The sequence below is a fragment of the Mycobacterium sp. AZCC_0083 genome, assembly GCF_014202335.1.
Taxonomy (GTDB): domain Bacteria; phylum Actinomycetota; class Actinomycetes; order Mycobacteriales; family Mycobacteriaceae; genus Mycobacterium.
The window spans coordinates 194,283-216,331 of the sequence record NZ_JACHGP010000015.1; the positions used below are offsets into that span (position 1 = coordinate 194,283).

A 22,049-nucleotide genomic window follows, 5' to 3' on the forward strand; every position below is an offset into this window, starting at 1 on the left:
GACGAATCATGTTCTGACACAACGACACAACCACCGCCCATAGCGTCAGCTATGGGCGGTGGTGTGGCGCCGGATGGATATGCTTCGTCGGCCGAAGAATGCGACGCAGGCTAGCCGCCCGACGGGTTGAGCGCGCGGCCGCCCGACGGGTTGATCACCGACGTACCCGAGGACGCCACCGACCCACCCGACGGGTTGATCACCGACGTACCCGACTGCCGAATCACGGACGTACCCGACGTCCCAATGGTCTGCCGGTCGGTGCCCGGGGCGGGCGCGCCTCCGGTGCCGCCACCGTTGACGATGCGAAGCTCGCTGTCGGTCAACGTGCGGATGCTCTGCCGGCGCAGGGCCAGCTTGTTGCGGTTGCTGTTCATGATGCTTCCCTTCGTATTCGCGGGCCCTGGTTGGTTCGCGTTAGAAGAGAGCATCGACTGCCGCGCTTGGAACTTTCTTGATGCCGATCGGTGCGCGTCAGGTCGGATTGTCGGACACGTCCGGACGAGGCTTCCGCGCGATCTGGCTGGCGTAATGACGGTCGAGGAAGCTCAGGATGACGAGTTCATGGGTCCGAGCGGCGGAGCGCAACAGCCGGATCGCGTTGAGGTGGCTGAAGCTGAGCACCAGGTGCTGGAACGGCTGGGTCAGCAAGCCGCGCCGGTCACGGTCCGCAAGCTCGGCGAGTAGCGGTGCGAGCTTCTCGGACCGCTGCCGAAACGCTTGGCGCGCAGGCTCGTACGGGTGGTCCTGCGTGTCGTCGAGCAACGCAGTCAACTGTGCGCGTTCGTTGCGCCAGCGTGCACCGATTCCGGCGTCGAGGTTGTGCGCGCCCGGGTATTCCACTCGGTAGCCAGCGGCGCCATCCTTCACCCAGTCCCGGCGCTGCTGCATGTCGAGGCCGGCGTCGGCCAGCAGGCGGTCGGTGGCGTACAGACACAGCTTCCAGCGGGCGTCGGCCACGTCTTCGCCGTCGAGCATGCCCAATACCTTCAGCACGGCGTCGCTGTCGGCGGCATGGATCTGTTCGGCAAGCTCGATGCCTTCGTCGCCGCCGTAGCGTTCGAGCTCGCGGTGGTAGGTGTCCAGCGCAACCGTCGAGACCGTGCCGTCGCCGAGAAATGGGGCAAGGGCAGCGGTGAGGGCGGGCAGCGCGTGGTCGTGCAGTGCGGCCGGGTCCCCATGCAATCGCAGCCGCAGATGGTGCTCGGGATCCGCGTAGCGGAGGAAGAACCAATGGTCGACGACCCCGGTGCTCAGTAGCCCATCTATCACCGGTCCGACTGCGTCGGTGAGGATCCGGTCGGCAGACGCGGTGCCGGTGTACGCCTTGAGGTAGAGCCACTGGCTGCCCGGTGCAAAGGTGCGCTGCACCTCAGGCGTGCGCCGGTGCATGGGCACGGGTGCGGGTTCGGTGCGGCAGGTGAAGGGCACGATGAGCTCTTGGGCGAAGCGGCCCTGCGGCCCGGTGGCGACGCCGTCGGCCAGAACTTCCTCGACGAGCGCGCCGGTACGTCCGCGCAACACCTTGGCCGCAACCGCAATCAGCGCGGGGCTGGTGGTGTCGACGTAGAGCCGGTTGTCGCCGTCGGCAATCAGTACCTCGTTGGGGAGGCCGCGGTCGCGGACGAGGACCGCCCAGCCTTCGGCCGCTTCGGATCCGGTGACGGTGCTCAGCTCGGCGGCCGACAACTGCCAGCGCGCCCGGGCCAGGACGAGCCGACCCGAGGTGACACGCGGCAACGTCGGCGCACCTGCCAACGCACCCCAGTCCCACGCGAGCGCTCCGGCCACTCCTGCCCGCTGCAACGCCGCGAGGAACCGGTACACGCCAAAGCCGCGCCACGCCGGGTTGTGCGCGGTGGTCAGTCGCGGCCGGATCTCTGCGTCCAGCCGGGGGCTGTAGAGCACGAGCCGCTGACCGTCCATGCGCAGAGTCAGCTCGTCGACGCTGAGTTGACGCTCCTCCGGTGCGCCCGAACGGCCCAGTAGGACAAGCTCATAGGCGCGCAACACCGGCCGGGCCAAGATATTGCCGATCCGTCCTTCCGGCAAGTGGACGAGCTCGGCGAACACGACCCCGGGCGCGTGGGCCTCCTCGGCACGCAGGTGGGCGCGCACGGCGTCGTGGAGGCCGCGATCGCCGTGACAGAACCGCCCGAGAAGCTCAGCACCCGACGGGCCGGTGACGGCGTGTACCTCGATGCCGTCCTCGAGCATGGTGGCGAAGACGGCCAGCGCGTCAGGCAGAGGCAACGGAGTACCCGTCGTTAGTCGCGCCACGGTATCGGCGTCGAGCTCGACTCGGTCGGCGCCGCCGTCGCGGGCGCGGAGCACCAGATCGAGCAGTGTCGCGTCACGCACGGTGAATGTCGAATTCCCCAGCACGCCACCGAGATCTAGTCCAGCTAGTAGCGGTGACTCGTCGGCTGCGGGATGCGTCGACCGGTCGAACCCGATGCCCATCTCCTCGTCCAGCGCTTCCATCAGCGGGACCTCGCGGTCCTCGTACCGGGCCCCGAACTCCGCCTTGAACCGCGTGAGCGCCGGATCCTCGAACCCCTGGGACAGTCGGTGCAGCAGCTCCACCGCCTCGGCGAGCTGCGCGACATCATCGCGCCCGAGGGTCAGTCCGGACCCTGCCCGGTGCAGGTCGACTTGGACCAGCCGGGCGTCGTCGCCGCCACCGGTCAGGCCGAGCAGCGTCTCCGCGACCGACTCGTATGCCTCTGGCGGATTGCCGAGCCCGGCGGCGTCCAAGCGTGCGAGCTCGTCGGCCACCCGTCCCAGTGCCTCCGACGGCGCGGCCAGACCCTGCCCGTTCAAGGATGACAGTACGTGCGCCAACGGTTCTGGGCCCGTCACGGCCGGCTCGGCCACCGGGGTCAGCACCTTGGCATCGACCAGCGCATCGACGTACTCGCGTGCCTCGTCCGCCTCGACGTCGGCGTGAGCCGCGACGGCGTCGACGACCTTCGCCACCACGCATCCACGGGAGGCGGCGTCCAACGCAACGCGCAGCGGGGAGTCGTCCTCGATGACGACCAGGTGATGGCTGCGACGGCCCTCCCGCACTCGGCTCTCGATCAGTCGCATCGCGCCTGCCACGTGGTAGCGGCTGGAGTTGGGCTCGACGACCATCGCCGACCTGGTCGACGGGTCTGCAAGCAGTCGCTCGACCAGCGACGCCAGCACCTCGGTGTCGGGCCTGCTGTGCCGAGTGGTCCCGTCCGGGCCGTCGACCAGCAAGGCGGTCTCCTCACCCAACGATCCCAACGCGCAGCCCGCAAACAGACCGAAAGGCGTTGCACGGGTGCACATTCTGATCAAATATGCGGTCACCGATGCGGCCACCCGGGCATCCGGATTTCCGTCAGCCAAGCGGCGCACCAATCCCGGCGAAGCCAGATGCAGCGCCTCGTTGACCTCCGGTCGCGCCGCCAGGCTGCGCCAGTACGTGGGATCGGCACGCAGTCGATCCAGCTCCTCCAGCGGCAACAAGGGAGCCCGCATCACGAAGAAGCCGCTCGCCATCAACGACGCAGCGACGCCCGTTCCTCGACCGCGCACCCCAATCCTCTTTTCTACCGCGGATTTTCGCCGACGAGTTGCCCGGAGACCAAACGGGCGTAGTGGCCGCCCGCAGCCAGCAGGTCGCGATGGCGGCCACCCTCGACCACCCGGCCTGCGTCCATCACGACGATGTGGTCGGCGTCGATCACGGTGGCCAGCCGGTGCGCGATCACGATGACCGTGCATCCGAGGCCGGCGATGTTGGCGTGCACCTGGGCCTCGGTCACGGTGTCGAGACTGCTGGTGGCCTCGTCGAGTAGCAGGATCCGTGGCGACGGCGCGAGCGCACGGGCCAGCGCCAGCCTCTGGCGCTGACCACCCGACAATGACGCGCCCGCGTCGACGAGCGGCGTGTCCCACCCCATCGGCATCGCCCGGATGTCCTCGGCGATGCCGGCCAGTTCGGCGGCGGCCTCGAGCCGCTTCAGTGGCAGGTCGGGGTGGCCCAGCACGAGGTTGTCGCGCACCGACAGCCCGAAGATGTACGGGTTTTGGGTGACCACGCCGATCTGGGAGCGCACGCTACGCGGGTAGAGGGTGGCGAGGTCGATGTCGTCGAGCAGGACACGACCCTCCGACGGCGGGTAGAGCCCCAACAACAACCGACCCATGGTGGACTTACCCGAGCCCGAACGCCCGACGATGGCCACCAACTGTCCGGGGCGCACGTCGAGGTCTGCGCCGTCGACGGCAGGCGGACCATGCGGCTGGTAGCGGAAGGTGAGGCCTTCGGCGCGCACCGCCCCGGTGAGTTGGGGCGCGTGTTGCAGGTCGCGTCCGTCGGTCTCGGTCGGGGTGTTGATGACGTCTTCTATTCGGGCCAGATAGCTGCCGAGCAGCTGGACCTGCATTGCGGTGCCGACCAGGACCGAGAGCGGTTCGAGGAAGGCGCCGCCCAGTGCCGCCAGCGCCAGCATGGTGCCAAGGGAGAGCTGGCCGGACCCCACCAGATAGGCGCCGACGAGCAGCACCGCGATCGGTGACAGCAGGCCCAGCCCGTGGAGCGCGGTCTCCACGGCAGCCGAGAGCCGCCCACGGCGCAGCGAGACGTTCATCTCGGCGATGAACAGGTTGGTCCAGTGCGTCACGGCTCGACGCTCGGCGCCTGCGGTCTTCAATGTCTCCATCGCCGAGAACATCTCGTAGGCGTAGGACTGCGATTTGGCCTCCGTGGCCAGCGCCTCGCCCATCAGGTGCTGGTTTCGCCGCCGCGCCGACAGCAGGACCGCGACCTCAGCCACCCCCAGCACGGCGACCAGTGCCGCGAGCGTCGGCGACAGGACGATGATCACGATCAGGTAGAAGGTGGCCAGGGTGCCGTCGAGCAGTGCGGCGATGGTGCCAGTGGTGAGGATCTCGCGGACCGTCGCGTTGCTGCGCAGCCGCATCATCAGATCACCGGACGATCGCTTCAAGAAGTACCCGTACGGCAGATCAACCAGGTGCTCGAGGAAGTCCAGCGTCATGTCGACGTCCAGACGACTGCGCAGCCGGAGCAACAGATGTGACCGCAGGAAGGTCGCGATCACCGAATAGCCGATCAACGCCGCCATGACTGCGGCCATGACCTTCAACAGGTGCCCGTCCCCTGCGGGCGCAATCCTGTCGACGACGACACCCGTCAACACCGGAACGGCCAATGCCATCAACCGCACCACCACCGAGGTGGCCAACACCTTGCCGAGCCCACTCGAACGGGTCAACAACCGTCGGGCATGGTGCAACGCCCCCAGCGCGGCTCGTCCGCCCGGCTCGAACGCCTCGGCGGGCTCCAGCAGGATGGCGACGCCGCTGTACAGGTCATTGACGGACTCCCAGCTGAGCCGGTAGCGACCCGCGGCGGGATCGACGACGGTAACGCCACGCCGCGATGCCGACACCAAAACCACGAAATGCGCTTCGCCCCAATGCAATACGGTACCGCTCGGCAGAACGCGCAGATCATCGAGCTCGGTGGCCACGCCGCGGGCGCGCAACCCGTAGGTGGTGGCGGCCTCGGCAATGCGCAGCGCGTCGGTGCCGTCGCGCCCGGTCCCCGTGGCGGCATGCAACTCGGCCAGCGGTACATGCCTGCCGTGATAAGCCAGCGCCATCGCGAGCGCGGCGGCACCGCAGTCCGCCATCTCGGCCTGCGCGACATAGGGAATCGCGCGCCGACGCCACCTCACCAGAGTCTCGGCAACAACAGCGAGATCAGCCGTTGCCGCCCCGCCGGCACCAGCAGCTTGCCTGCCGATGCCGGACCGGACTGCGTCAATTCGGCCGTCACCTCGGCGGCGCTGGTGCCGACGACGACGGCGTCGAAGGTGGTGCCCGATTCGTCCCGGAACTGCACCGGTGTGCCCGGTGCGGGCGCAGCCGCGTCGGCGAGCACCGCGCTCACCGACGTGCCTTGCGCGACCGCGGGCAGGGCGACGGTGCGTGCGGTCGTCATGGTGCCGGCCGCCACCGCCCCCGCGGCCAACAGGATTCCCAGTGCGACGAGCCCGACATCGATCCAGCGCGGCTGCCTGATCAACTCACCAGGGCGCGCACCTTCCGACTTGCGGTCGCGCCAGCGCTCGCGAAAGACCGCCTCGTAACGAACCTCGTCGTCATCGGTCACACGACCCCTTTCGCCACAAACATTGTGGCCGCTGGCGTGCAGAGGCGTGCCGGATCAGCAATTGCGAGCGTCGGTCCAAGCGCAAACGCGGCCTAGCCTCCCGACGGGTTTTGACGGCCGCCCGACGGGTTGAGAATCCCGCCAGTCAGATGGACGACAGCGCTCGTCACCGCTCCCGTCAGTTTGATCACCGACGTACCGCCACCTCCGATCGTCTGCCTGTCCGTGCCGGGGGCGGGCGCCACGCTGGGCGCGCCGCCGTGGGCGAAGCGCAGCTCGCTGTCGGTCAGCGTCCGGATGCTCTGCCTGCGCAGAGCCAATTTGTTGCTGTTGGTGTTCATGATCTCTCCCCTTTGTGTGTGAGACCCGTCGGATCTCTCGGACCTGACGTTATGGATGCGCCGGCCGCACAGAATCAGGTGTTTCCCTACGCTTCGGCGCGGCAGCCCACGCAGCGATTCACGTTCTCAGACCGAGCAGACGCGGCTCACACATCCGCAGCAACGTCGCCGGGAAGCCCTTCCCCTTTCCAATCTGGACATCCCGCCGCTGGGTGTTGACGTTCGCGACTGTTCAACCTATGGTCTGAGTCACAATCCACATTATGGAGATGGAGTCCACATTATGGAGATCCCAGGAGCCCAGAGCGCCTACCGCGTGCTCGACATCCTCACCGAGGTGTCTTTGCATCCGCGTGGATCTTCTGCCGGCGAGATTGCAAGGGCGGTCGACGTGACCGCACCGACAGCTCACCGGCTGCTGAAGGTGTTGTGTGATCGCGGGTTCGCCGTACACAACGAGTCCGGCAAGTACCTGCCCGGCCCGCAGCTGCGGGTCCTTGCCGGCGACGGCGTCGACCGCACAACCCTGCACGACATTGCTCACCCCCTGCTGGCAGGCCTGCGTGACCAAGCCTTGGAGACTGTCTTTCTCTCGGTTCGAGAAGGTCTACAGCTGACCTATCTGGACGTGGTGGTGTCATCGCATTCGGTGCGCATGCACGGCGAACGGGGACAACAGGTTCCGTTGCACGCAACTAGCCAGGGAAAGGTCATCCTGGCGTTCCTGCCACCCGGCGTCGGGGAACGCATCATCGACCAGCTCGAATTTCCCCGCTACACGGAGTCCACCATCACCTCCTCGGTGGAACTGCACGAAGCGATGTACGAGATCCGCCGGGAAGGTTATGCGTTGAACCTTGAAGAGCGCGAACTCGGCGTCCGGTCGGTGGCGGCACCGGTTCTCGATCCCGCAGGCAATGTCGTCGCGTCGGTGTGTATCGGTGGCCCCAGTTTTCGGGTCAGCGAGGAGGACCTGCGAGGCCGTTTGGCTGACCTCGTGTCGACGACCGCCGAGCAGATCAGCGAAGAGCTGGCCCGCCGCAGCGATGCCGAGGGACGCAGCGACGACCGAGCAGCACAGTGACCGCCCAGACCGTGCGGACCATCGAGCAGATGACCCTCGGGGCCACGTCGTCGCACGGTGCCACGATAGACGCCGCAATGATCGCTGCTTACGCAGCGATGACCGGGGACCACAACCCCATTCACGAGGACGCCAAGTACGCGGAGCGGACTCGGTTCGGCCGACCCGTCGCCCACGGACTTCTCGTCGGCGGATTCATCCAAACCGCCCTGACGAAATTGGTTGCACCGGGCGGTGTTTCAACGAGATATCAGCTCGACCTGCTGGCTCCGGCGTTTGCCGGGGCCACCGTCACCGCCAGCGCCACCTGTACGGATTTGAACCTGGTGTCCCGTCGGGCCACCTTCACCACCACAGTCCTCGACGACGAGACAAGGACGAAGTTGATCAGCGGAACGGCCGTCGTCGCCTTCCCAAAGGAGAACACCGATGAGCACGATCCGTAGAGTCCTGCCGACCTTGGTCTGCGCCGCCACCGCCATCGCAATGTCGGCGTGCAGCAGCAGTGTCAACAACAACGCCGACACCTCAGCACCGTCGGCGACCAACGTCGCGGTCGACGACGGCGGCTGCGCCAAGAACCACGATGCAATCGCCAAGGCCCAAACTGCGCTGGCAAACAACCTCTATGGCATCGCCGCGGAGAACTCCGACAAGGGCACCAACACCAACCCGAACCCCAAGGGCGCCAACGATCCCCTCACTCTCACCTTCTCGATCGAAGGCCTGAGTCACCCGTTCCTGGTGAAGCAGAAGCAACTCGCCGAGGAAGCCGCCCAACGCAACGGAGTGAAGGTCAACGTCGTCAGCGCCAACGACGACGTCAACCAGCAGTTCAACGACATCCAGACCGCGATCGCCCAGGGCACCGACGCCATCATGATGATGCCGGCCAACACCGAGGGCCTCGGGGCGGTGCTGTCGCAGGCCGAGACCGCCAAGATCCCCTACTTCTTCACCCAGAAGGGCATGCTCGGCGTCCATCCCGCTTCCCAAGTCCTTGCGCCCTACGCCACCGAGGGCAAGATGCTCGGCGAATGGGTGGCTAACCACTACAAGGGACGCCCCGACGCGAACGTCGCCATCATCTCCGGCATCCCCGGCGACGCCTCCAGCGACGCCCGCATCAACGCCTTCTCGATACCGCTACTGCGGGCATGCACCTTCAACATCGTCGCCGAACAGCCCGGCAACTACCGTCGCGGCGATTCGGAGAAGGCCGCCCAGAACATGCTGGCCGCCAACCCCAACATCAACCTGGTGGTGGGCGCCAACGACGAGGCCGCACTCGGCGGCCTTTCTGCAATCCAGTCCGCCGGCCGCCAAGGCGTCGACGTCGTCGGAATGGATGGCGAGACAGACATGTTCACGGCCATCAAGAACGGGGAGGCGCTCGCGACGGTCATTCACAAGCCGACCGCCGGGATCGTCGTCGACGAAGCCGTCAAGTACCTACGGGGCGAGCCCGTGCCGCAGTACAAGGTCCTCCCGGAGGATCTCGTGACCAAGGAGACCATCGACGCCGGAAGCGCCACCCCGGCGTTCTGACCGAAGCCACCCATCCTCTGCGCCGTCACCCGCACGACGCAACGGTCTTAGGAGTATCCATGACCACCATCTCGGCCCGGCCGAAACCAACGGGACCCGCTCAGCCACCGCCCGCCAAGGGGCGCATCCTGGACAACCCGAACGTCAAGAGACTCGCGCAGTTGGGGCCGGTCGTCGCGCTGGTCCTGCTCGCCGGGTTCTTCGCGATCCAGGCACCCCAGTTCACCACCGCTGGCAACTTGACCAATGTTCTGCAACAGGTTTCGATCACCGCCGTCGCTGCCGTTGGTGCGACCGTCGTCATCCTGGTGGCTGGTATCGACCTCTCGGTCGGCTCGGTCGTCGCCCTTACTGGCAGCGTCGCGGCGCTCTACCTGCAGCACGCCACCCTCGGGGCCGGAATGTCCGCGGTCGTCGCGGTCATCGTCAGCCTGGTGGTGGGTACCGGATGCGGGCTGCTGAACGGCCTCCTGGTCACGATGGCCAAGGTGCCCGCATTCATCGCGACCTTGGCCACCTTGACGGCGCTGCGCGGCATCGCCCTGCTGATCACCAACAGCTACCCGATCTCGATCAAGAACACTTCGTTCACTCAGATCGGGCTTGGCAAGGTCGGACCCGTGCCGATCCCGGTCATCATCATGGGTGCCACCTTCGCCGTAGGTTACGTGATCCTGCACCGCCTGAAGATCGGGCGACGGATCTACGCCGTCGGCGGCAACCGCGACGCCGCACGGCTCTCCGGAATTCGGGTGTCTCGAGTCCTGTTGTTCGCCTTCGTCTTTGCCGGACTCTGTGCCGGTATCGCCTCGCTGATCCTGACGGCCAAGCTGTCCTCGGGACAGCCTGCCGGCAGCGTCGGCTTCGAGCTCGACGTCATCGCCGCCGTGGTGGTCGGTGGCACCAGCCTCTTCGGTGGACGCGGCCGATTGGCCGGTACCTTCCTGGGCGCCCTGGTGATCGCCGTTCTCGGCAACGGCCTGACGCTGATGAACGTACCGTTCTACTGGCAGCAGATGCGCCGCCCCCATCGCCCGCGAGGACATTCGTCACCGGCGCAGTGGTCGTCGCCGCGGTCGTGCTGGACCGGGTCACTCGAGGGGAGCCGGGCGAATGATCCTGGCCACGGCACCGCCCGGTACCGCCATGCTCGAGGCGCGCGGCATCTCCAAGCACTACGCCGGAGTCGCGGCCCTGCAGGATGTCTCACTTACCCTGGAGCCTGGCAAGATTCACGCCCTCGTCGGTGAGAACGGCGCCGGTAAGTCCACCCTGTCGAAGATCCTGGCGGGCTTCGAGTCCGCCGACACCGGCACCATCCTGCTCGACGGCGAACAGGTTCACCCCCGCAATCCCACGCAGGCGGCCGGTCTGGGCATTGCCATCGTGCACCAGGAGCTCTCGGTGATCGGGTCGGTGTCCGTCGCCGACAACGTCCTGGTCAATGCCGAACCCTCGCGGTGGGGATTCCTCGACCGACATGCACTCGTCGAGCAGGCCAGGGCCCACCTCGCCCGCGTCGGTCTCGACATCGACCCGCGCCGTCCGGCTAGCGATCTGTCCATCGCCGAACAGCAGCTCGTCGAGATCGCCCGAATCCTGTCCCTGAACGCCCGCGCGGTCTTCTTCGACGAGCCGACATCGTCACTGCCGCACGATGATTCACTCCGTCTGCTGGCGTTGCTGCGCGATCTGCGCGACCAGGGAACCGCGGTTGTGCTCATCAGCCATGACTTACCCGAAGTCCTCGAGTACGCCGACACCATCACCGTCCTTCGCGACGGTTGCCACATCATCACCGCGCCCGCCACCGACTTCACCGAAGAGTCCCTGATCAAGCAGATGATCGGCCGCGACATCGACGCCCTCTACCACGGTCACGAGACTGCGGCTACCGAGGCGCAGACGCCGATCCTGAGCGTCAACGACATCGCGGCGCCGGGCGTGCTGTCGGCGTCCTTACACGTCCGCCCCGGCGAGATCCTCGGCATCGGCGGCCTGGTCGGCAGCGGCCGCACCGAGCTACTGGCCGCAATCTTCGGGGCGAGCCGAACCACAACCGGCACCATGAGCTTCGATGGGAAGCCCCACAAGCCTGCCCACCCGCACGCGGCGCTCGCGTCTGGGATCGCCCTTGTGCCGGAGGACCGCAAGAACCAGGGATTGCACCTGGGGATGTCGATCAGCTCCAACATCGAACTGGCCAGCCTCAACGACATGAGTACGGGGCCGTGGCTGCGCCGTCGGCGCGGAACCCGCATCGTCGAACGGTTCTTCAAGGAGCTCCGCATCAAGGCGGCAAGTCCATCTCTGCCGGTCGGCGCGCTGTCGGGCGGCAACCAGCAGAAGGTCGCACTGGCCAAGGTACTGGCCACCAAACCCCGCGTCCTACTGCTCGACGAACCGACCCGCGGCATCGACGTCGGCGCCAAAGCCGAAGTGCACCGGCTGATTCGGGGTCTGGCCGACGAAGGCATCGCCATCGTCATGGTCTCTTCCGTTCTGGCCGAACTGCTGGGCGCCGCCGACCGGATCGTGGTCATGCGCGGTGGGCGCACCGTCGGCGAACTGAGCCGCGCCGAGGCCAATGAGGAATCGGTGATGAAGCTGGCGTTCCAGGGGGCGATCAACGATGACTGAACGCGTCGCAGTACTCACCGGCGCCGAAGGCGGACTCGGCCAGTCCGTCGCCCAACGCCTCGGAAAGGACGGCTTCACCCTGATCCTCGGTCACCGACCGGGCGCCGACACCGCAGGTATCGACGACACGGAGCGGGCGACGCTGGTGCCGGCGGACGTGACGTCCCAAGACGACATGCGCCACCTGATCGACACCGCGGTCAGCGATTTCGGCCGTATCGACGTCCTGGTCACCCTCGCCGGGGTGATGGAGCAGAAGCTCCTGCACGAACTGGACCTCGCCACCTGGAACCAGACCCTGGCGGTCAACCTCACCGGCACCTTCCTCGCCGCCTCCGCGGCAGCCGAGGAACTGCGCACATCGCACGGATCGATCGTCACGATCGGCAGCCAGCTTGGCTACACCGGCGGCCTGAATTGCGCGGCCTACAGCGCCTCGAAGGCAGGCATCGGCGGGCTCACCCGGGCACTGGCCCGCGAACTGGGCCCCGACGTCCGGGTGAACTGCGTGGCACCCGGACCGATCGAGACCCCAATGACCGCCGAGCACGCCACTCCCGAGTGGATCGAAACGAAGACCCGTCAGCTCGTCATGCACCGCTTCGGCACCGCTGAGGAAGTGGCGACCGCCGTCTCCTGGCTCGCCGGCCAGGAAGCGAGCTTCGTCACCGGGCAGACGATCAACGTCAATGGTGGAGGAGTGATGCCATGAGACTCAGCAAGCTCGTCAAACCCGAGTTCCTTTCGGCCCGTGAGGCCGTGGACCGCATTCCCGACCGCGCCCGTCTGCTGGTGGAAGCCTCCGGCGGCGGCGTCATCGAACCGTCGGCTCTGCTCGACGCACTGGCCGAGCGGTACCGCCACACCGCTTCACCTTCCGCGCTGTCGGCGTACTTCTGCAGCGGCATCGGCGACCGTAACGGCTCGGGCATGGACGTCCTTGCCATCCCCGGACTGATCCGCAGCGCCGTCGCTGGGCACTGGGCGATGACACCCACCCTCTCGAAGATGGCTCACGACGGGGACATAGAGGCCTATAACCTTCCTCAAGGAGTGCTGGCCCAGTTGCTGCGGGAATCGGCCGCCAAGCGCCCCGGATTGGTCACCAAGGTGGGCCTAGGCACCTTCTGCGACCCCCGCCAAGGCGGCGGCAAGCTCAATACCGCCACCACCACCGATCTTGTCGAAGTGCTGTCGCTGCACGAGGAGGAGTACCTCTTCTACCCCAGCCCGTCCTTCGATGTGGCGTTCATCCGGGGGACCACCGCCGATGAGAACGGCAACCTCACCCTCGAACACGAGACCGCCAAGCTCGGCGTGCTGGCGGCGGCCACCGCGGCCCGCAACAGCGGCGGGCTCGTCATCGCTCAGGTCAAGCGGATCGCCGGAGCGCACACCCTCAATGCGAAAAGCGTTGTAGTACCTGGCCACCTGATTGACATCGTTGTCCTCGACGAGAATCAGCGGCAGACCGCCATCAACGACTACAACCCCGCGTTCTCCGGCGAGGTGTACGTGCCGTTCGGTCGGTCGCCGGCCATGGCGCTAAGCGAGCGCAAGGTCGTCGCCCGGCGCGCGCTGGACGAGATCGAGCTCGGTTCAGTGGTCAACCTGGGTGTCGGCATGGCAGACGGGGTGGCCACTGCCGCACTGGAGGAGGGCCGCCTCGAGGACATGACCCTCACCGTCGAGCAGGGCATGATCGGCGGCGTTCCCGAACGGGGGGTCATCTTCGGGGTGTCGTGGAACCCCGAAGCGGTGATCGATCATTCGTCACAGTTCGACTTCTACGACGGCGGCGGTCTGGACGTCACCTGTCTAGGCTTCGCCGAAGTCGACCGCGACGGCAACGTCAACTCCTCGCTGGTCGACGGCCGCATCTTCGGTGCCGGCGGATTCATCAACATCTCCCAAGCCGCGAAGAAGGTTGTGTTCTGCGGCTCGTTGACCGCCGGCGGCCTGCGCACCGACATGTCCGAGGGCCATCTGCGGGTGACCACCGAAGGCAAACACCACAAGTTCATCGAGAAGGTCCGACAGATCACCTTCAACGCGCAACTGGCCCGCGAACGTGGACAGGACGTCATCTACGTCACCGAGCGCGCGGTGTTCGTCCTCGGTGACGAAGGGCCGGTCCTCATCGAGGTCGCCCCCGGCTGGACCGCCGAACAAATCGTTGCGTTGATGGACTTCGAACCCAAGCGCGCCGACCAAATCCGTGTGATGTCGGCGTCGCTGTTCGCCGAACACCGCACACCGCACACACACAAACCCACGCCGCCGCCTGGCAACGCCGACGGTGCAGAAGAGAAGGAGCACTGACATGCGTACACAGGCAGCCGTGATCTACGGTCTCAACACCAAGTTCGAGGTCAAGGAAGTCGAGCTTGACGAACCCGGTCCCAACGAGGTGCTGGTGCACCTAGCCGCGTCGGGCGTCTGCCACTCCGACATGCACAACGTCACCGGCGACCAAATTGCCGCTCTACCAATGATCTTCGGGCACGAAGGAGCCGGGGTCGTGGAGACCGTCGGCGCCAACGTCACCCACGTGCAGCCGGGCGATCACGTCGTGATGTCCTACCTGCCGTCGTGCGGCACGTGCCGGTGGTGCACCAACGGGCAGACCAATCTGTGCGACCTGGGCGCCTACACCGTGCTCGGGCCCCAGATCGACGGCACGTACCGCTTCCGCGACGACGACGGTACCGAACTCGGACAGTTCTGCCTGGTCTCGACGTTCAGCGAATGGACCGTGGTGCCAGGACAATCAGTCGTCAAGGTCGAGCCACACTACCGCCTCGAACGCGCCTGCCTGGTGGCCTGCGGCGTCACCACCGGTGTCGGAACCGCGATCTACCGAGGTGGGGTAAAGCCCGGTGACGACGTCATGGTCTTCGGTTGCGGCGGCATCGGCATGAACATCGTGCAGGGTGCCAAGCTTGCCGGCGCCAAGCGCATCATCGCCTGCGACATCAACGACTGGAAGCTGGAGCAGGCCAAGATCTTCGGCGCCACCCACACCGTCAACCCCAGTACGACCGATCCCGTCGAGTTCGCGAATGAACTCACGTGGGGTGTGGGTGTGGACCGGTCCTTCGAGGCTGTCGCAACGCCGGAAACCATCGGGCAAGCCGTCAAGGTGGTCCGCAAGGGCGGCCAGGCCACCGTGGTGGGTCTCACCCGCCACGATCAGCCCGACATTCCGATCAATCCCTCGGAGTTCGTGCTGTGGCAGAAGACGCTGACGGGTTCGCTCAATGGTGGTTGCAACCCGCGCAATGACATCCCGGCGATGCTGCGGCTCTGGGACACCGGCCAGCTCAACCTCGACGATCTCGTCACCAATGAATACCGGCTCGAGCAGATCAACGAGGCATACGACGATCTGCTGTCGGGCAAGAACCTTCGCGGAGTCATCCGCTACGAGTGGGCAGACAACGGAGTGGACACCCCGTGAGCATTCAGCACCTCGACAGGGACGCCCAGGACTTCCTGGGCGTGGTCAACGACTTCTGTCAGACCCGGGTCGCGCCGCGCGCACAGGACATCGACTTGTCCGGCGAGTTCTTTCCCGACCTGCTCGCCGAAGCTGCTGCCCTCGGACTGCAGGGATTGATCTTCTCCGAGGACGGCAAGATCGATCCGGCGATGTTCGCCCTGGCCCACGAGACCACCGAGCTCATCGCCTCCTACTCGGGGTCGGTGGCACTGGGGATCTCCATCGCCAGGCTGCACGGCTATCTGTTGGCGGCGTATGGCCCCAGCGAGATTCGCGAGCGGTGGCTGCCGGGTCTCATGGACGGCTCCATTCGGGGTGCCTTCGCGCTCAGTGAACCGCACTCCGGCACCGACATTCGCGCGGGCCGAACGGTAGCCACCACCGTCGACGGTGACACCGTCAGCATCACCGGGGAGAAGGCCTGGATCACCCAGTCCCCCGAGGCGCACTTCGTCATCGTGCTGGCCAAGCTGGAGTCGGCCGACCGCGACGCGCCAACCGCGGCCTTCGTCGTGCCCCTAGACACCGAAGGCCTCACGGTGGGCAAGGACGAACCGATGTCCGGATTCCGCGGCATGCCGATGGCCAACCTGCACTTCGACGGCGCCCGGGTGCCCTCGTCGTGGCGTCTGGACGTCGACGGTTTCCGCGGGATGCTCGAAGGCCTCAACCTGGCCCGCCTCGACGCCGGCTGCTACGGCGTTGGGTTCATGCGCGCCGCGTTGCGGGAGACCAGTGCCTACGTCCGCGACCGGGAGGCCTTCGGCCGCACGCTGGCCGATCTGCAGATCGTCCAGGAAAAGCTCGGGCACATGCACGCCGACTACCTCGCGGCCCGCGGTCTGCTGCGCGAAGGCGTGGACAGCTTCGCCGCCGGCGGCGGCGGGGACGCGCACCTGATCTCGGCAGCCAAGATGTTCGCCTCCGACGCCGCGATGCGCCACACCACGGAGGCCGTGCAGCTTCACGGTGGCTACGGGGTGCATCTGCACTACCCGGTGCAGCGACTGATGCGCGATTCGAAGGTCATTCAGATCATCGACGGCACCAGCGAGATTCATGCCCTGATGCTGGGCCGGGCGGCAGCACGCGCCGACTGGTCCCTCATCGACGTCCACGCCTGAACAACAACCCCTCCCAAGGAGGCCACGTGACCACCATCTCCGCATCAACAGGCAGACTGACCGACTCATTCGAACCGGGCACCATCTTCCTCAACGGGGAGTTCATCACCTCCGACGGCGCACCGCTGCCGGTGACCGACAAGGCCAGCGGGCAGGTCATCGGTACCACCGCATCGGCCACCACCGCCGAGGTGGGCCGTGCCGTTGCCGGAGCCGTTGCCGCTCAACGTGACTGGTATGCCACCCCAGCCACCGAACGCGCCGCCATCCTGCGCCGCGCCGGTGCCCTGCTGGACGCCGCGACGGACCGATTCCGCGACGTCCTCGTCCGCGAAGGCGGCGCCACCGGACCTAAGGCACTCGGCGAGATCGGCGCCAGTGTCATCGAGTTCTATCAAGCCGCCGAACTGGCCACCACCCCGCTGGGCGAAGTCATCCCGTCCGGACAACGCGGCCGGGTGAACCTCGTCGAACGCCGACCCGTCGGCGTCGTCGGCCTCATCACCGCATGGAACGCACCGCTGCACATCGCCCTCCGCGTGCTCGCACCGGCGATCGCGCTGGGCAACGCGGTGGTGCTCAAACCCGCACCGGAGACACCGTTCGTCGGCGGGCTCATGATCGCCGAAGTCCTCGCCGAGGCCGGACTGCCCGCCGGTGTCGTGCAGGTGCTGCCGGGCAGCGAGGCCGGACCCGCGCTGGTCAACCACCCGGGAGTCGACATGATTCACTTCACCGGATCCGAGCCGACCGGCATCCGCATCAACGTCGCTGCCGCTCCTCTGCTCAAACGCGTCGCCTTGGAGTTGGGCGGCAACAACGCGAGCATCGTGCTGTCGGATGCCGACCTGGACCTCGCCGCAGAGTGCGGCGCCACGTCCTCGTTCGGGCATCAGGGTCAGGTCTGCATCGCCACCGGCCGGCACATCGTGCTGGCCGACGTCGCCGAGGCCTACGTGGCCAAGCTCGTCGAACGCGCCCACGCGCTCACCGTCGGGGACCCCTTCCTCGACGACGTGGATCTCGGGCCGATGCTGTCGGAGCGTCAGGCCGATCGCGCCCTCGAAATGGTCTCGCGCAGTGTCGAACTGGGCGCCCGCGTCGTCGAGGGCGGCACCGCCGAGGGCGTCTTCCTGCGCCCCACCGTGGTGACCGACGTCTCGCCGGGCATGCCGTTGCACGACGAGGAGGTGTTCGCCCCAATTGCGCCGATCACCGTGGTCGACACCGTCGAGGAGGCGATCGAGATCGTCAACGACACCCGGTTCGGACTGTCGACCGCAGTGTTCGGCCGCGACCTCGACAACGCGTGGGCCGTAGCCGACCGGATCCGCTCCGGCATGGTTCACGTCAACGACGGCTCGGCCATGCACGAGTCGCAGGTCCCGTTCGGCGGCACCGCTGCCTCCGGGCTGGGCGATGACCTGGGCGGTCGCGCCAACATCGATCTGCTCACCGAGCGCCGCTGGACCAGCCTGCAGCGCAACACCTCTCCGCCGCGATGAACGACGACGCCTGCGGGCAGGTGCGACTCGAGCTTGAGGGCCCGCTGGCGCGCATCGTGTTGGATCGACCACGCAAACGCAACGCGTTGAGTACCCACATGCTCACCGAGCTCGACGAGCGGCTGACGGCCGTCGCCGACCGCTCCGGAGTTCGGGTGGTCGTCGTCGAGGGCGCCGGCACCGTCTTCTGCGCGGGCGCGGACACCGGCGAGTTCGGCGGCCTGTCCAGCGAAGCCATCCGTGGGCGCTGGATTCGGCTGGGACAGCGGGTGTTCGGGACATTGGCCGCACTGCCGCAGACAACCATCGCCGCATTGACCGGGAGCGCCTTCGGCGGGGGCCTGGAGTTGGCGTTGCACTGCGACTTCCGCGTCGCGGCGGATGGCATTGGCGTCGGGCTGCCCGAGGCAACGCTAGGCACCACCCCCGGGTGGTCGGGGCTCAGCCGTGTCCTTGGCATTGCCGGCCCCGCCGCCGCGCGGATCCTCTCGATGACCGGTCGCACGATGTCCGCCGAGGATGCACTGCGCCTCGGAATCGTCGACTTCATCGCCCCGGACGACGGCATCGAAGTCTGCGTTCGACGACTAATCGAGGACGTGTTGCGGACGACGCCGATCGCCCAATCCATCCTCAAACAAGCACTGGCACAACCTACTTCGGGTGGACTCTCGTCGCTCGTCGACTCGTTGTCCGGTGCCTATCTCGCCGCATCCGGCGAAACCATCTCCACCACCATCAGAAGGAGTCAGTAGATGCCCAGGACCGTAATGATCGCCGGATCGTCCCGCGGAATCGGTGCCGCCGCCGCACGACTCGAAGCAGCAGCCGGGTCACAGGTCGTTCTGCACGGCCGCACCGAATCCGATGGCCTGAAGAAGCTCGCCGCTGACCTCGGTGCACCCGCCTTCAGCTGCGACGGTCAGGATGCCGCCGCAGTCCAAGCGATGATCGACGAGGTCAAGGGCCAGGGGTACATCCCCGACGCCTTGATCTGCACACTGGGCGCCGTGCAGGCCACCGATGCCATGACCGGCGACACCGACGTCTGGATCGATGAATACCGCGCCAACGTCCTGGCGCCGGTCAACTTCATCCGTGCCGTGGCACCTCTGATGCTGGCCAAGGGCGGTGGCCGCATCGTCACCGTGTCTTCCATCCGCGGACGCGACAACCTGGCCAGCCCCGAGGTGACCGGCTACTCCGCGGCGAAGGCCGCCCTAGAGAATGTGACCGTGTCATTCGCGAAGGCGCTGGCACCGACGATCACCGTGAACTCCGTCGCCCCCGGTTTCGTCATGACCGACATGGCCGAAACCTGGTCGGACGAGGTCCGCAAAGAGGTCCGCGCCAACCTGTTGGGCCGCGCCGGCGAACCCGAAGAGATCGCCGCCCTGCTGTCCTTCCTGGTCAGTGACTCCGCCAGCTTCATCACCGGCCAGACGATCCTGGCCGACGGTGGACTCGACGCCCGCTGAAAGACGACAGTCATGGTTTCCCTGCTTCTCCCTGCAGCCGATCACGCCATGAATCGGTTGCTGCTCAACGAACCCGCCCGCCTCGACGTGCGCTCCACGCCGCCCGTCAGCCGGGCGGTCTACGCCGCAGCGCACGTCGTCGCCGACCCCCTGCGTGCGTCAACGGCTGATCGCGGTGACTCCGTCGACTGGGACGGCACCATGCGGCTGCGCCACGACCTCTGGTCGCTGGGACTGGGCGTGGCTGAGTCGATGGACACCGCCCAACGCGGCATGGGCTTGGACTGGCCGGCAGCCAAGGAACTTGCGCTGCGTACGCTCGCCGAAGCCCGGTCGGTCGGAGGCCGGGTCGTCGTCGGGGTCGGCACCGACCAACTCACCACTGGGTCGCCGTCGCTGCACGAGATCTGCGACGCCTACATTGAACAGATCGAGGCCGTCGAATCCGCCGGCGGCGAGGTCGTTCTGATGGCCAGCCGTGACCTCGCTCGCGCCGCAACCGGAGCCGATGACTACCTCACGGTCTACGACGCGGTGCTGGCATCAGCGACCCGACCGGTCGTATTGCATTGGCTCGGTGCGATGTTCGACCCAGCGCTGACTGGCTACTGGGGCTTCACCGAACCCCGCGCCGCAATGGACACCGTCGTTCGGATCATCAACAACCACGTACGTGCCGTCCGCGGCATCAAGGTGTCACTGCTTGATCCCGCCCTCGAGATCGAACTTCGCGAGCGGATACTGGAACCGGCACGCGTCTTCACCGGCGACGACTTCAACTACGTCGACCTGATCGCCGGCGACGGAAACCGTTCCAGCGACGCCCTGCTCGGTGCCTTCGCCGTCATCGCGCCGTTCGCCTCGGCCGCCTTCGCGCGACTCGACGTCGGTGACGAAAAGGGGTTCCGGGACATTCTCGGTCCCACCGAGGCGCTGAGCCGCCTGGTGTTCGCTGCGCCGACGCAGTACTACAAGGTCGGCGTCGCGTGGCTGGCGTACCTCAATGGCCGCCAAGACCACTTCCGCATGATCGGCGGCTTCGAAACCGGCCGCAGTTTGCAGCATCTGGCAGAACTGATCCGCGCCGGCGACGCCATCGGCCTGTTCGCCGACCCTGCACTGACCGCCGCCCGCGCATCGGCGTACTTCGCCGTGCACGGCCTGACCTGATACGCGACCTGCGCAAGACCACCACGAAGGAACGGCGCCTGTCGAGGAATGCGTGGTTCGAGACCGGCGCCGAGGCACACCGCCGGGCGCGCAACCAATCCGGAGGGAATTGATGATGTCTCCGATAGCGGATCCAGCCCATTGGCGTCAGCTGCACGCGGCGGTGATCGCAGAAGAAGACAGCCTCACCTTTGCCCAGTTCACGCATGCTCACGCGTGGATGCTGGGCAGCGCGATGGCGTCAATGGCGTCGGCGAAAGGCCTTCCAGTGGCGATCGCGATCAACTTCGGCGAGCAACGGGTCTTCCATGCGGCGCTAGCCGGTACGTCGGCGGCGAACGATGACTGGCTTGCGCGAAAGATCCGCGCGGTGGCCAAACACAACTGCTCGTCCTGGGCACTTGCGTGCCTCTATCGAGCCAAGCAAGTGGACTACTTTGGCGAAGGCGGATACAGCCGTTCCGACATTGCACTTGCCGGCGGGGCAGTCCCGCTGCGGATAGCTGGTTCCCTGATGGGTGCGGTGGGGGTATCAGGCTTGGCCGAGGAAGACGATCATCGGTTCGCCATCGACGCCCTGCAAGCATTTCTCGCCTGAGCACTGGTAGTTCCGGGTCGAGGATCGCGAGGTCACCGCGAGAGGCGACGGCAGTTCGGCGGTCAATGCGATGTGCGATGGCCAGATCGAGCAGCGAAACTTGCATATCGCCAATTCAAACGAGTGGAGCTGAGAGGAGAACTGTCGAACCCGGACATCGCTGACCGGATACGCCGTCTGGTCAGGCCTGGACACTGAATCGCCCGGGGCCGCCGGGGGCGCCCTTGGGCACACCCGCCGATAGCGTCAGTGTGCCGTTCCGACAGTCACCGACATCGGTGATGAAAGCCGACACTCTCCCACATCTTGTGGCTCTACCGGCCAGGACCACCCCGTCGGCAACCCACGTTCACGTGTGAGCGAGGGCCCCAGCCCCATACCGTCCAAGTTGCGCGCTAACCGGTCCCGCTCTCACGTGGTCTCGCGATTCTCATACACCGCGGGTTAGGACTGTTGGCGCAGGAATCGAACAGCGGCATGCCCTTCCCAGGAGTGACAGGTGCGCGCACGATAGGAGACGGAAGGGAAGGGAAGGAATGGGCGATGAAGGCCAAGGTAGGCGACTGGTTGGTGATTAAGGGCACGACAGTGGAGCGACCGGATCAGCGCGGGGTGATCACCGAGGTGCGTTCGGCGGACGGTTCGCCGCCATACATGGTGCGATGGCTCACCACCGGCCATGTGGCAACTGTGTTTCCCGGCGCGGACGCGGTCGTCGTCACGTCCGCGGCACAGAAAGCGGCGGACGAGAGGGCGCGGTCCCGGTCTGCGTCGGTGGAGACCGCAATCGCGCACCACATCAAGAGCGAGTAAGTGTTCACGGCCTAGCGCAAGGCCGCGGGCCTCAGGCAATCACGGCTCCGCGCGGAACAGCGACGAGATAC

Annotated in this window: 20 protein-coding genes; 15 read left to right on the forward strand and 5 right to left on the reverse strand. The window is 66.6% G+C overall.

What is annotated here, in order from left to right; all coding sequences use genetic code 11:
* Positions 1 to 110 precede the first annotated feature (110 nt).
* The 5 genes from HNP02_RS31770 to HNP02_RS31790 form a co-directional block, all read right to left on the reverse strand.
* The gene (locus HNP02_RS31770; RefSeq protein ID WP_184444629.1) at positions 111 to 377 is read right to left on the reverse strand and encodes a hypothetical protein; all 267 of its coding nucleotides are present in this window, start codon (positions 375 to 377) and stop codon (positions 111 to 113) included.
* Positions 378 to 474: 97 nt separating this feature from the next.
* Entirely contained in the window at positions 475 to 3,567 is a 3,093-nt protein-coding gene (locus HNP02_RS31775) for a lantibiotic dehydratase (RefSeq protein ID WP_309241759.1), read from the reverse strand.
* 14 nt (positions 3,568 to 3,581) lie between these two features.
* Positions 3,582 to 5,738 (reverse strand): peptidase domain-containing ABC transporter, encoded by a 2,157-nt coding sequence (locus HNP02_RS31780; protein WP_184444630.1) that lies wholly within the window; start codon positions 5,736 to 5,738, stop codon positions 3,582 to 3,584.
* Positions 5,735 to 6,175 carry a hypothetical protein gene (locus tag HNP02_RS31785; RefSeq protein ID WP_184444631.1) on the reverse strand — a complete coding sequence of 147 codons (441 nt, stop codon included), beginning with the start codon at positions 6,173 to 6,175 and terminating at the stop codon, positions 5,735 to 5,737. Before HNP02_RS31785 ends, HNP02_RS31780 begins: the two co-directional genes overlap by 4 nt.
* A gap of 92 nt (positions 6,176 to 6,267) precedes the next feature.
* Positions 6,268 to 6,516, reverse strand: a complete 249-nt coding sequence (locus HNP02_RS31790; protein ID WP_184444632.1) for a hypothetical protein — start codon at positions 6,514 to 6,516, stop codon at positions 6,268 to 6,270.
* A 283-nt stretch (positions 6,517 to 6,799) separates the two neighbouring features.
* Here HNP02_RS31790 and HNP02_RS31795 point away from each other — a divergent pair, with 283 nt between their 5' ends.
* The 15 genes from HNP02_RS31795 (at position 6,800) to HNP02_RS31865 (ending at position 21,978) form a co-directional block, all read left to right on the forward strand.
* Complete coding sequence (locus HNP02_RS31795; protein ID WP_184444633.1) at positions 6,800 to 7,600, forward strand: IclR family transcriptional regulator; 801 nt, start codon at positions 6,800 to 6,802, stop codon at positions 7,598 to 7,600.
* On the forward strand, positions 7,597 to 8,046 hold the full coding sequence (locus HNP02_RS31800) for a MaoC/PaaZ C-terminal domain-containing protein (RefSeq protein ID WP_309241760.1): 450 nt from the start codon (positions 7,597 to 7,599) through the stop codon (positions 8,044 to 8,046). The genes HNP02_RS31795 and HNP02_RS31800 overlap by 4 nt, the downstream gene beginning before the upstream one ends.
* The gene (locus tag HNP02_RS31805) at positions 8,030 to 9,148 is read left to right on the forward strand and encodes a substrate-binding domain-containing protein (RefSeq protein WP_184444634.1); all 1,119 of its coding nucleotides are present in this window, start codon (positions 8,030 to 8,032) and stop codon (positions 9,146 to 9,148) included. Before HNP02_RS31800 ends, HNP02_RS31805 begins: the two co-directional genes overlap by 17 nt.
* Positions 9,149 to 9,207: 59 nt before the next feature.
* Positions 9,208 to 10,398, forward strand: coding sequence for an ABC transporter permease (locus HNP02_RS31810; RefSeq protein WP_255507160.1), 1,191 nt, complete (start codon positions 9,208 to 9,210; stop codon positions 10,396 to 10,398).
* Positions 10,295 to 11,788: a sugar ABC transporter ATP-binding protein gene (locus tag HNP02_RS31815; RefSeq protein ID WP_255507186.1), complete on the forward strand. Its 1,494-nt coding sequence runs from the start codon at positions 10,295 to 10,297 to the stop codon at positions 11,786 to 11,788. Before HNP02_RS31810 ends, HNP02_RS31815 begins: the two co-directional genes overlap by 104 nt.
* Positions 11,781 to 12,500 carry an SDR family NAD(P)-dependent oxidoreductase gene (locus tag HNP02_RS31820; RefSeq protein WP_184444636.1) on the forward strand — a complete coding sequence of 240 codons (720 nt, stop codon included), beginning with the start codon at positions 11,781 to 11,783 and terminating at the stop codon, positions 12,498 to 12,500. The genes HNP02_RS31815 and HNP02_RS31820 overlap by 8 nt, the downstream gene beginning before the upstream one ends.
* Entirely contained in the window at positions 12,497 to 14,110 is a 1,614-nt protein-coding gene (locus HNP02_RS31825; protein ID WP_184444637.1) for an acyl CoA:acetate/3-ketoacid CoA transferase, read from the forward strand. The genes HNP02_RS31820 and HNP02_RS31825 overlap by 4 nt, the downstream gene beginning before the upstream one ends.
* Before the next feature lies 1 nt (position 14,111).
* Positions 14,112 to 15,248, forward strand: a complete 1,137-nt coding sequence (locus HNP02_RS31830) for a Zn-dependent alcohol dehydrogenase (protein ID WP_184444638.1) — start codon at positions 14,112 to 14,114, stop codon at positions 15,246 to 15,248.
* Positions 15,245 to 16,414 carry an acyl-CoA dehydrogenase family protein gene (locus tag HNP02_RS31835; protein WP_184444639.1) on the forward strand — a complete coding sequence of 390 codons (1,170 nt, stop codon included), beginning with the start codon at positions 15,245 to 15,247 and terminating at the stop codon, positions 16,412 to 16,414. The genes HNP02_RS31830 and HNP02_RS31835 overlap by 4 nt, the downstream gene beginning before the upstream one ends.
* 26 nt (positions 16,415 to 16,440) lie before the next feature.
* Positions 16,441 to 17,919, forward strand: coding sequence for an aldehyde dehydrogenase family protein (locus HNP02_RS31840; RefSeq protein ID WP_309241761.1), 1,479 nt, complete (start codon positions 16,441 to 16,443; stop codon positions 17,917 to 17,919).
* Positions 17,916 to 18,674 (forward strand): enoyl-CoA hydratase/isomerase family protein, encoded by a 759-nt coding sequence (locus HNP02_RS31845; protein WP_184444640.1) that lies wholly within the window; start codon positions 17,916 to 17,918, stop codon positions 18,672 to 18,674. Before HNP02_RS31840 ends, HNP02_RS31845 begins: the two co-directional genes overlap by 4 nt.
* The gene (locus tag HNP02_RS31850) at positions 18,675 to 19,397 is read left to right on the forward strand and encodes an SDR family NAD(P)-dependent oxidoreductase (protein WP_184444641.1); all 723 of its coding nucleotides are present in this window, start codon (positions 18,675 to 18,677) and stop codon (positions 19,395 to 19,397) included.
* A 12-nt stretch (positions 19,398 to 19,409) separates the two neighbouring features.
* Positions 19,410 to 20,567: a DUF993 family protein gene (locus HNP02_RS31855; protein WP_184444642.1), complete on the forward strand. Its 1,158-nt coding sequence runs from the start codon at positions 19,410 to 19,412 to the stop codon at positions 20,565 to 20,567.
* Positions 20,568 to 20,679: 112 nt separating this feature from the next.
* Positions 20,680 to 21,165: a heme-degrading domain-containing protein gene (locus HNP02_RS31860; protein WP_184444643.1), complete on the forward strand. Its 486-nt coding sequence runs from the start codon at positions 20,680 to 20,682 to the stop codon at positions 21,163 to 21,165.
* A 543-nt stretch (positions 21,166 to 21,708) separates the two neighbouring features.
* On the forward strand, positions 21,709 to 21,978 hold the full coding sequence (locus tag HNP02_RS31865; protein ID WP_184444644.1) for a DUF1918 domain-containing protein: 270 nt from the start codon (positions 21,709 to 21,711) through the stop codon (positions 21,976 to 21,978).
* Positions 21,979 to 22,049 lie beyond the last annotated feature (71 nt).

Excerpts from the sequence above, each read along its gene's own strand:
- HNP02_RS31770 (WP_184444629.1), bottom strand. The coding sequence starts at position 377 with ATGAACAGCAACCGCAACAAGCTGGCCCTGCGCCGGCAGAGCATCCGC.
- HNP02_RS31790 (WP_184444632.1), bottom strand. The coding sequence starts at position 6,516 with ATGAACACCAACAGCAACAAATTGGCTCTGCGCAGGCAGAGCATCCGG.
- HNP02_RS31795 (WP_184444633.1), top strand. The coding sequence starts at position 6,800 with ATGGAGATCCCAGGAGCCCAGAGCGCCTACCGCGTGCTCGACATCCTC.
- HNP02_RS31805 (WP_184444634.1), top strand. The coding sequence starts at position 8,030 with ATGAGCACGATCCGTAGAGTCCTGCCGACCTTGGTCTGCGCCGCCACC.
- HNP02_RS31810 (WP_255507160.1), top strand. The coding sequence starts at position 9,208 with ATGACCACCATCTCGGCCCGGCCGAAACCAACGGGACCCGCTCAGCCA.
- HNP02_RS31815 (WP_255507186.1), top strand. The coding sequence starts at position 10,295 with ATGCTCGAGGCGCGCGGCATCTCCAAGCACTACGCCGGAGTCGCGGCC.
- HNP02_RS31820 (WP_184444636.1), top strand. The coding sequence starts at position 11,781 with ATGACTGAACGCGTCGCAGTACTCACCGGCGCCGAAGGCGGACTCGGC.
- HNP02_RS31825 (WP_184444637.1), top strand. The coding sequence starts at position 12,497 with ATGAGACTCAGCAAGCTCGTCAAACCCGAGTTCCTTTCGGCCCGTGAG.
- HNP02_RS31830 (WP_184444638.1), top strand. The coding sequence starts at position 14,112 with ATGCGTACACAGGCAGCCGTGATCTACGGTCTCAACACCAAGTTCGAG.
- HNP02_RS31845 (WP_184444640.1), top strand. The coding sequence starts at position 17,916 with ATGAACGACGACGCCTGCGGGCAGGTGCGACTCGAGCTTGAGGGCCCG.
- HNP02_RS31850 (WP_184444641.1), top strand. The coding sequence starts at position 18,675 with ATGCCCAGGACCGTAATGATCGCCGGATCGTCCCGCGGAATCGGTGCC.
- HNP02_RS31855 (WP_184444642.1), top strand. The coding sequence starts at position 19,410 with ATGGTTTCCCTGCTTCTCCCTGCAGCCGATCACGCCATGAATCGGTTG.
- HNP02_RS31860 (WP_184444643.1), top strand. The coding sequence starts at position 20,680 with ATGATGTCTCCGATAGCGGATCCAGCCCATTGGCGTCAGCTGCACGCG.
- HNP02_RS31865 (WP_184444644.1), top strand. The coding sequence starts at position 21,709 with ATGAAGGCCAAGGTAGGCGACTGGTTGGTGATTAAGGGCACGACAGTG.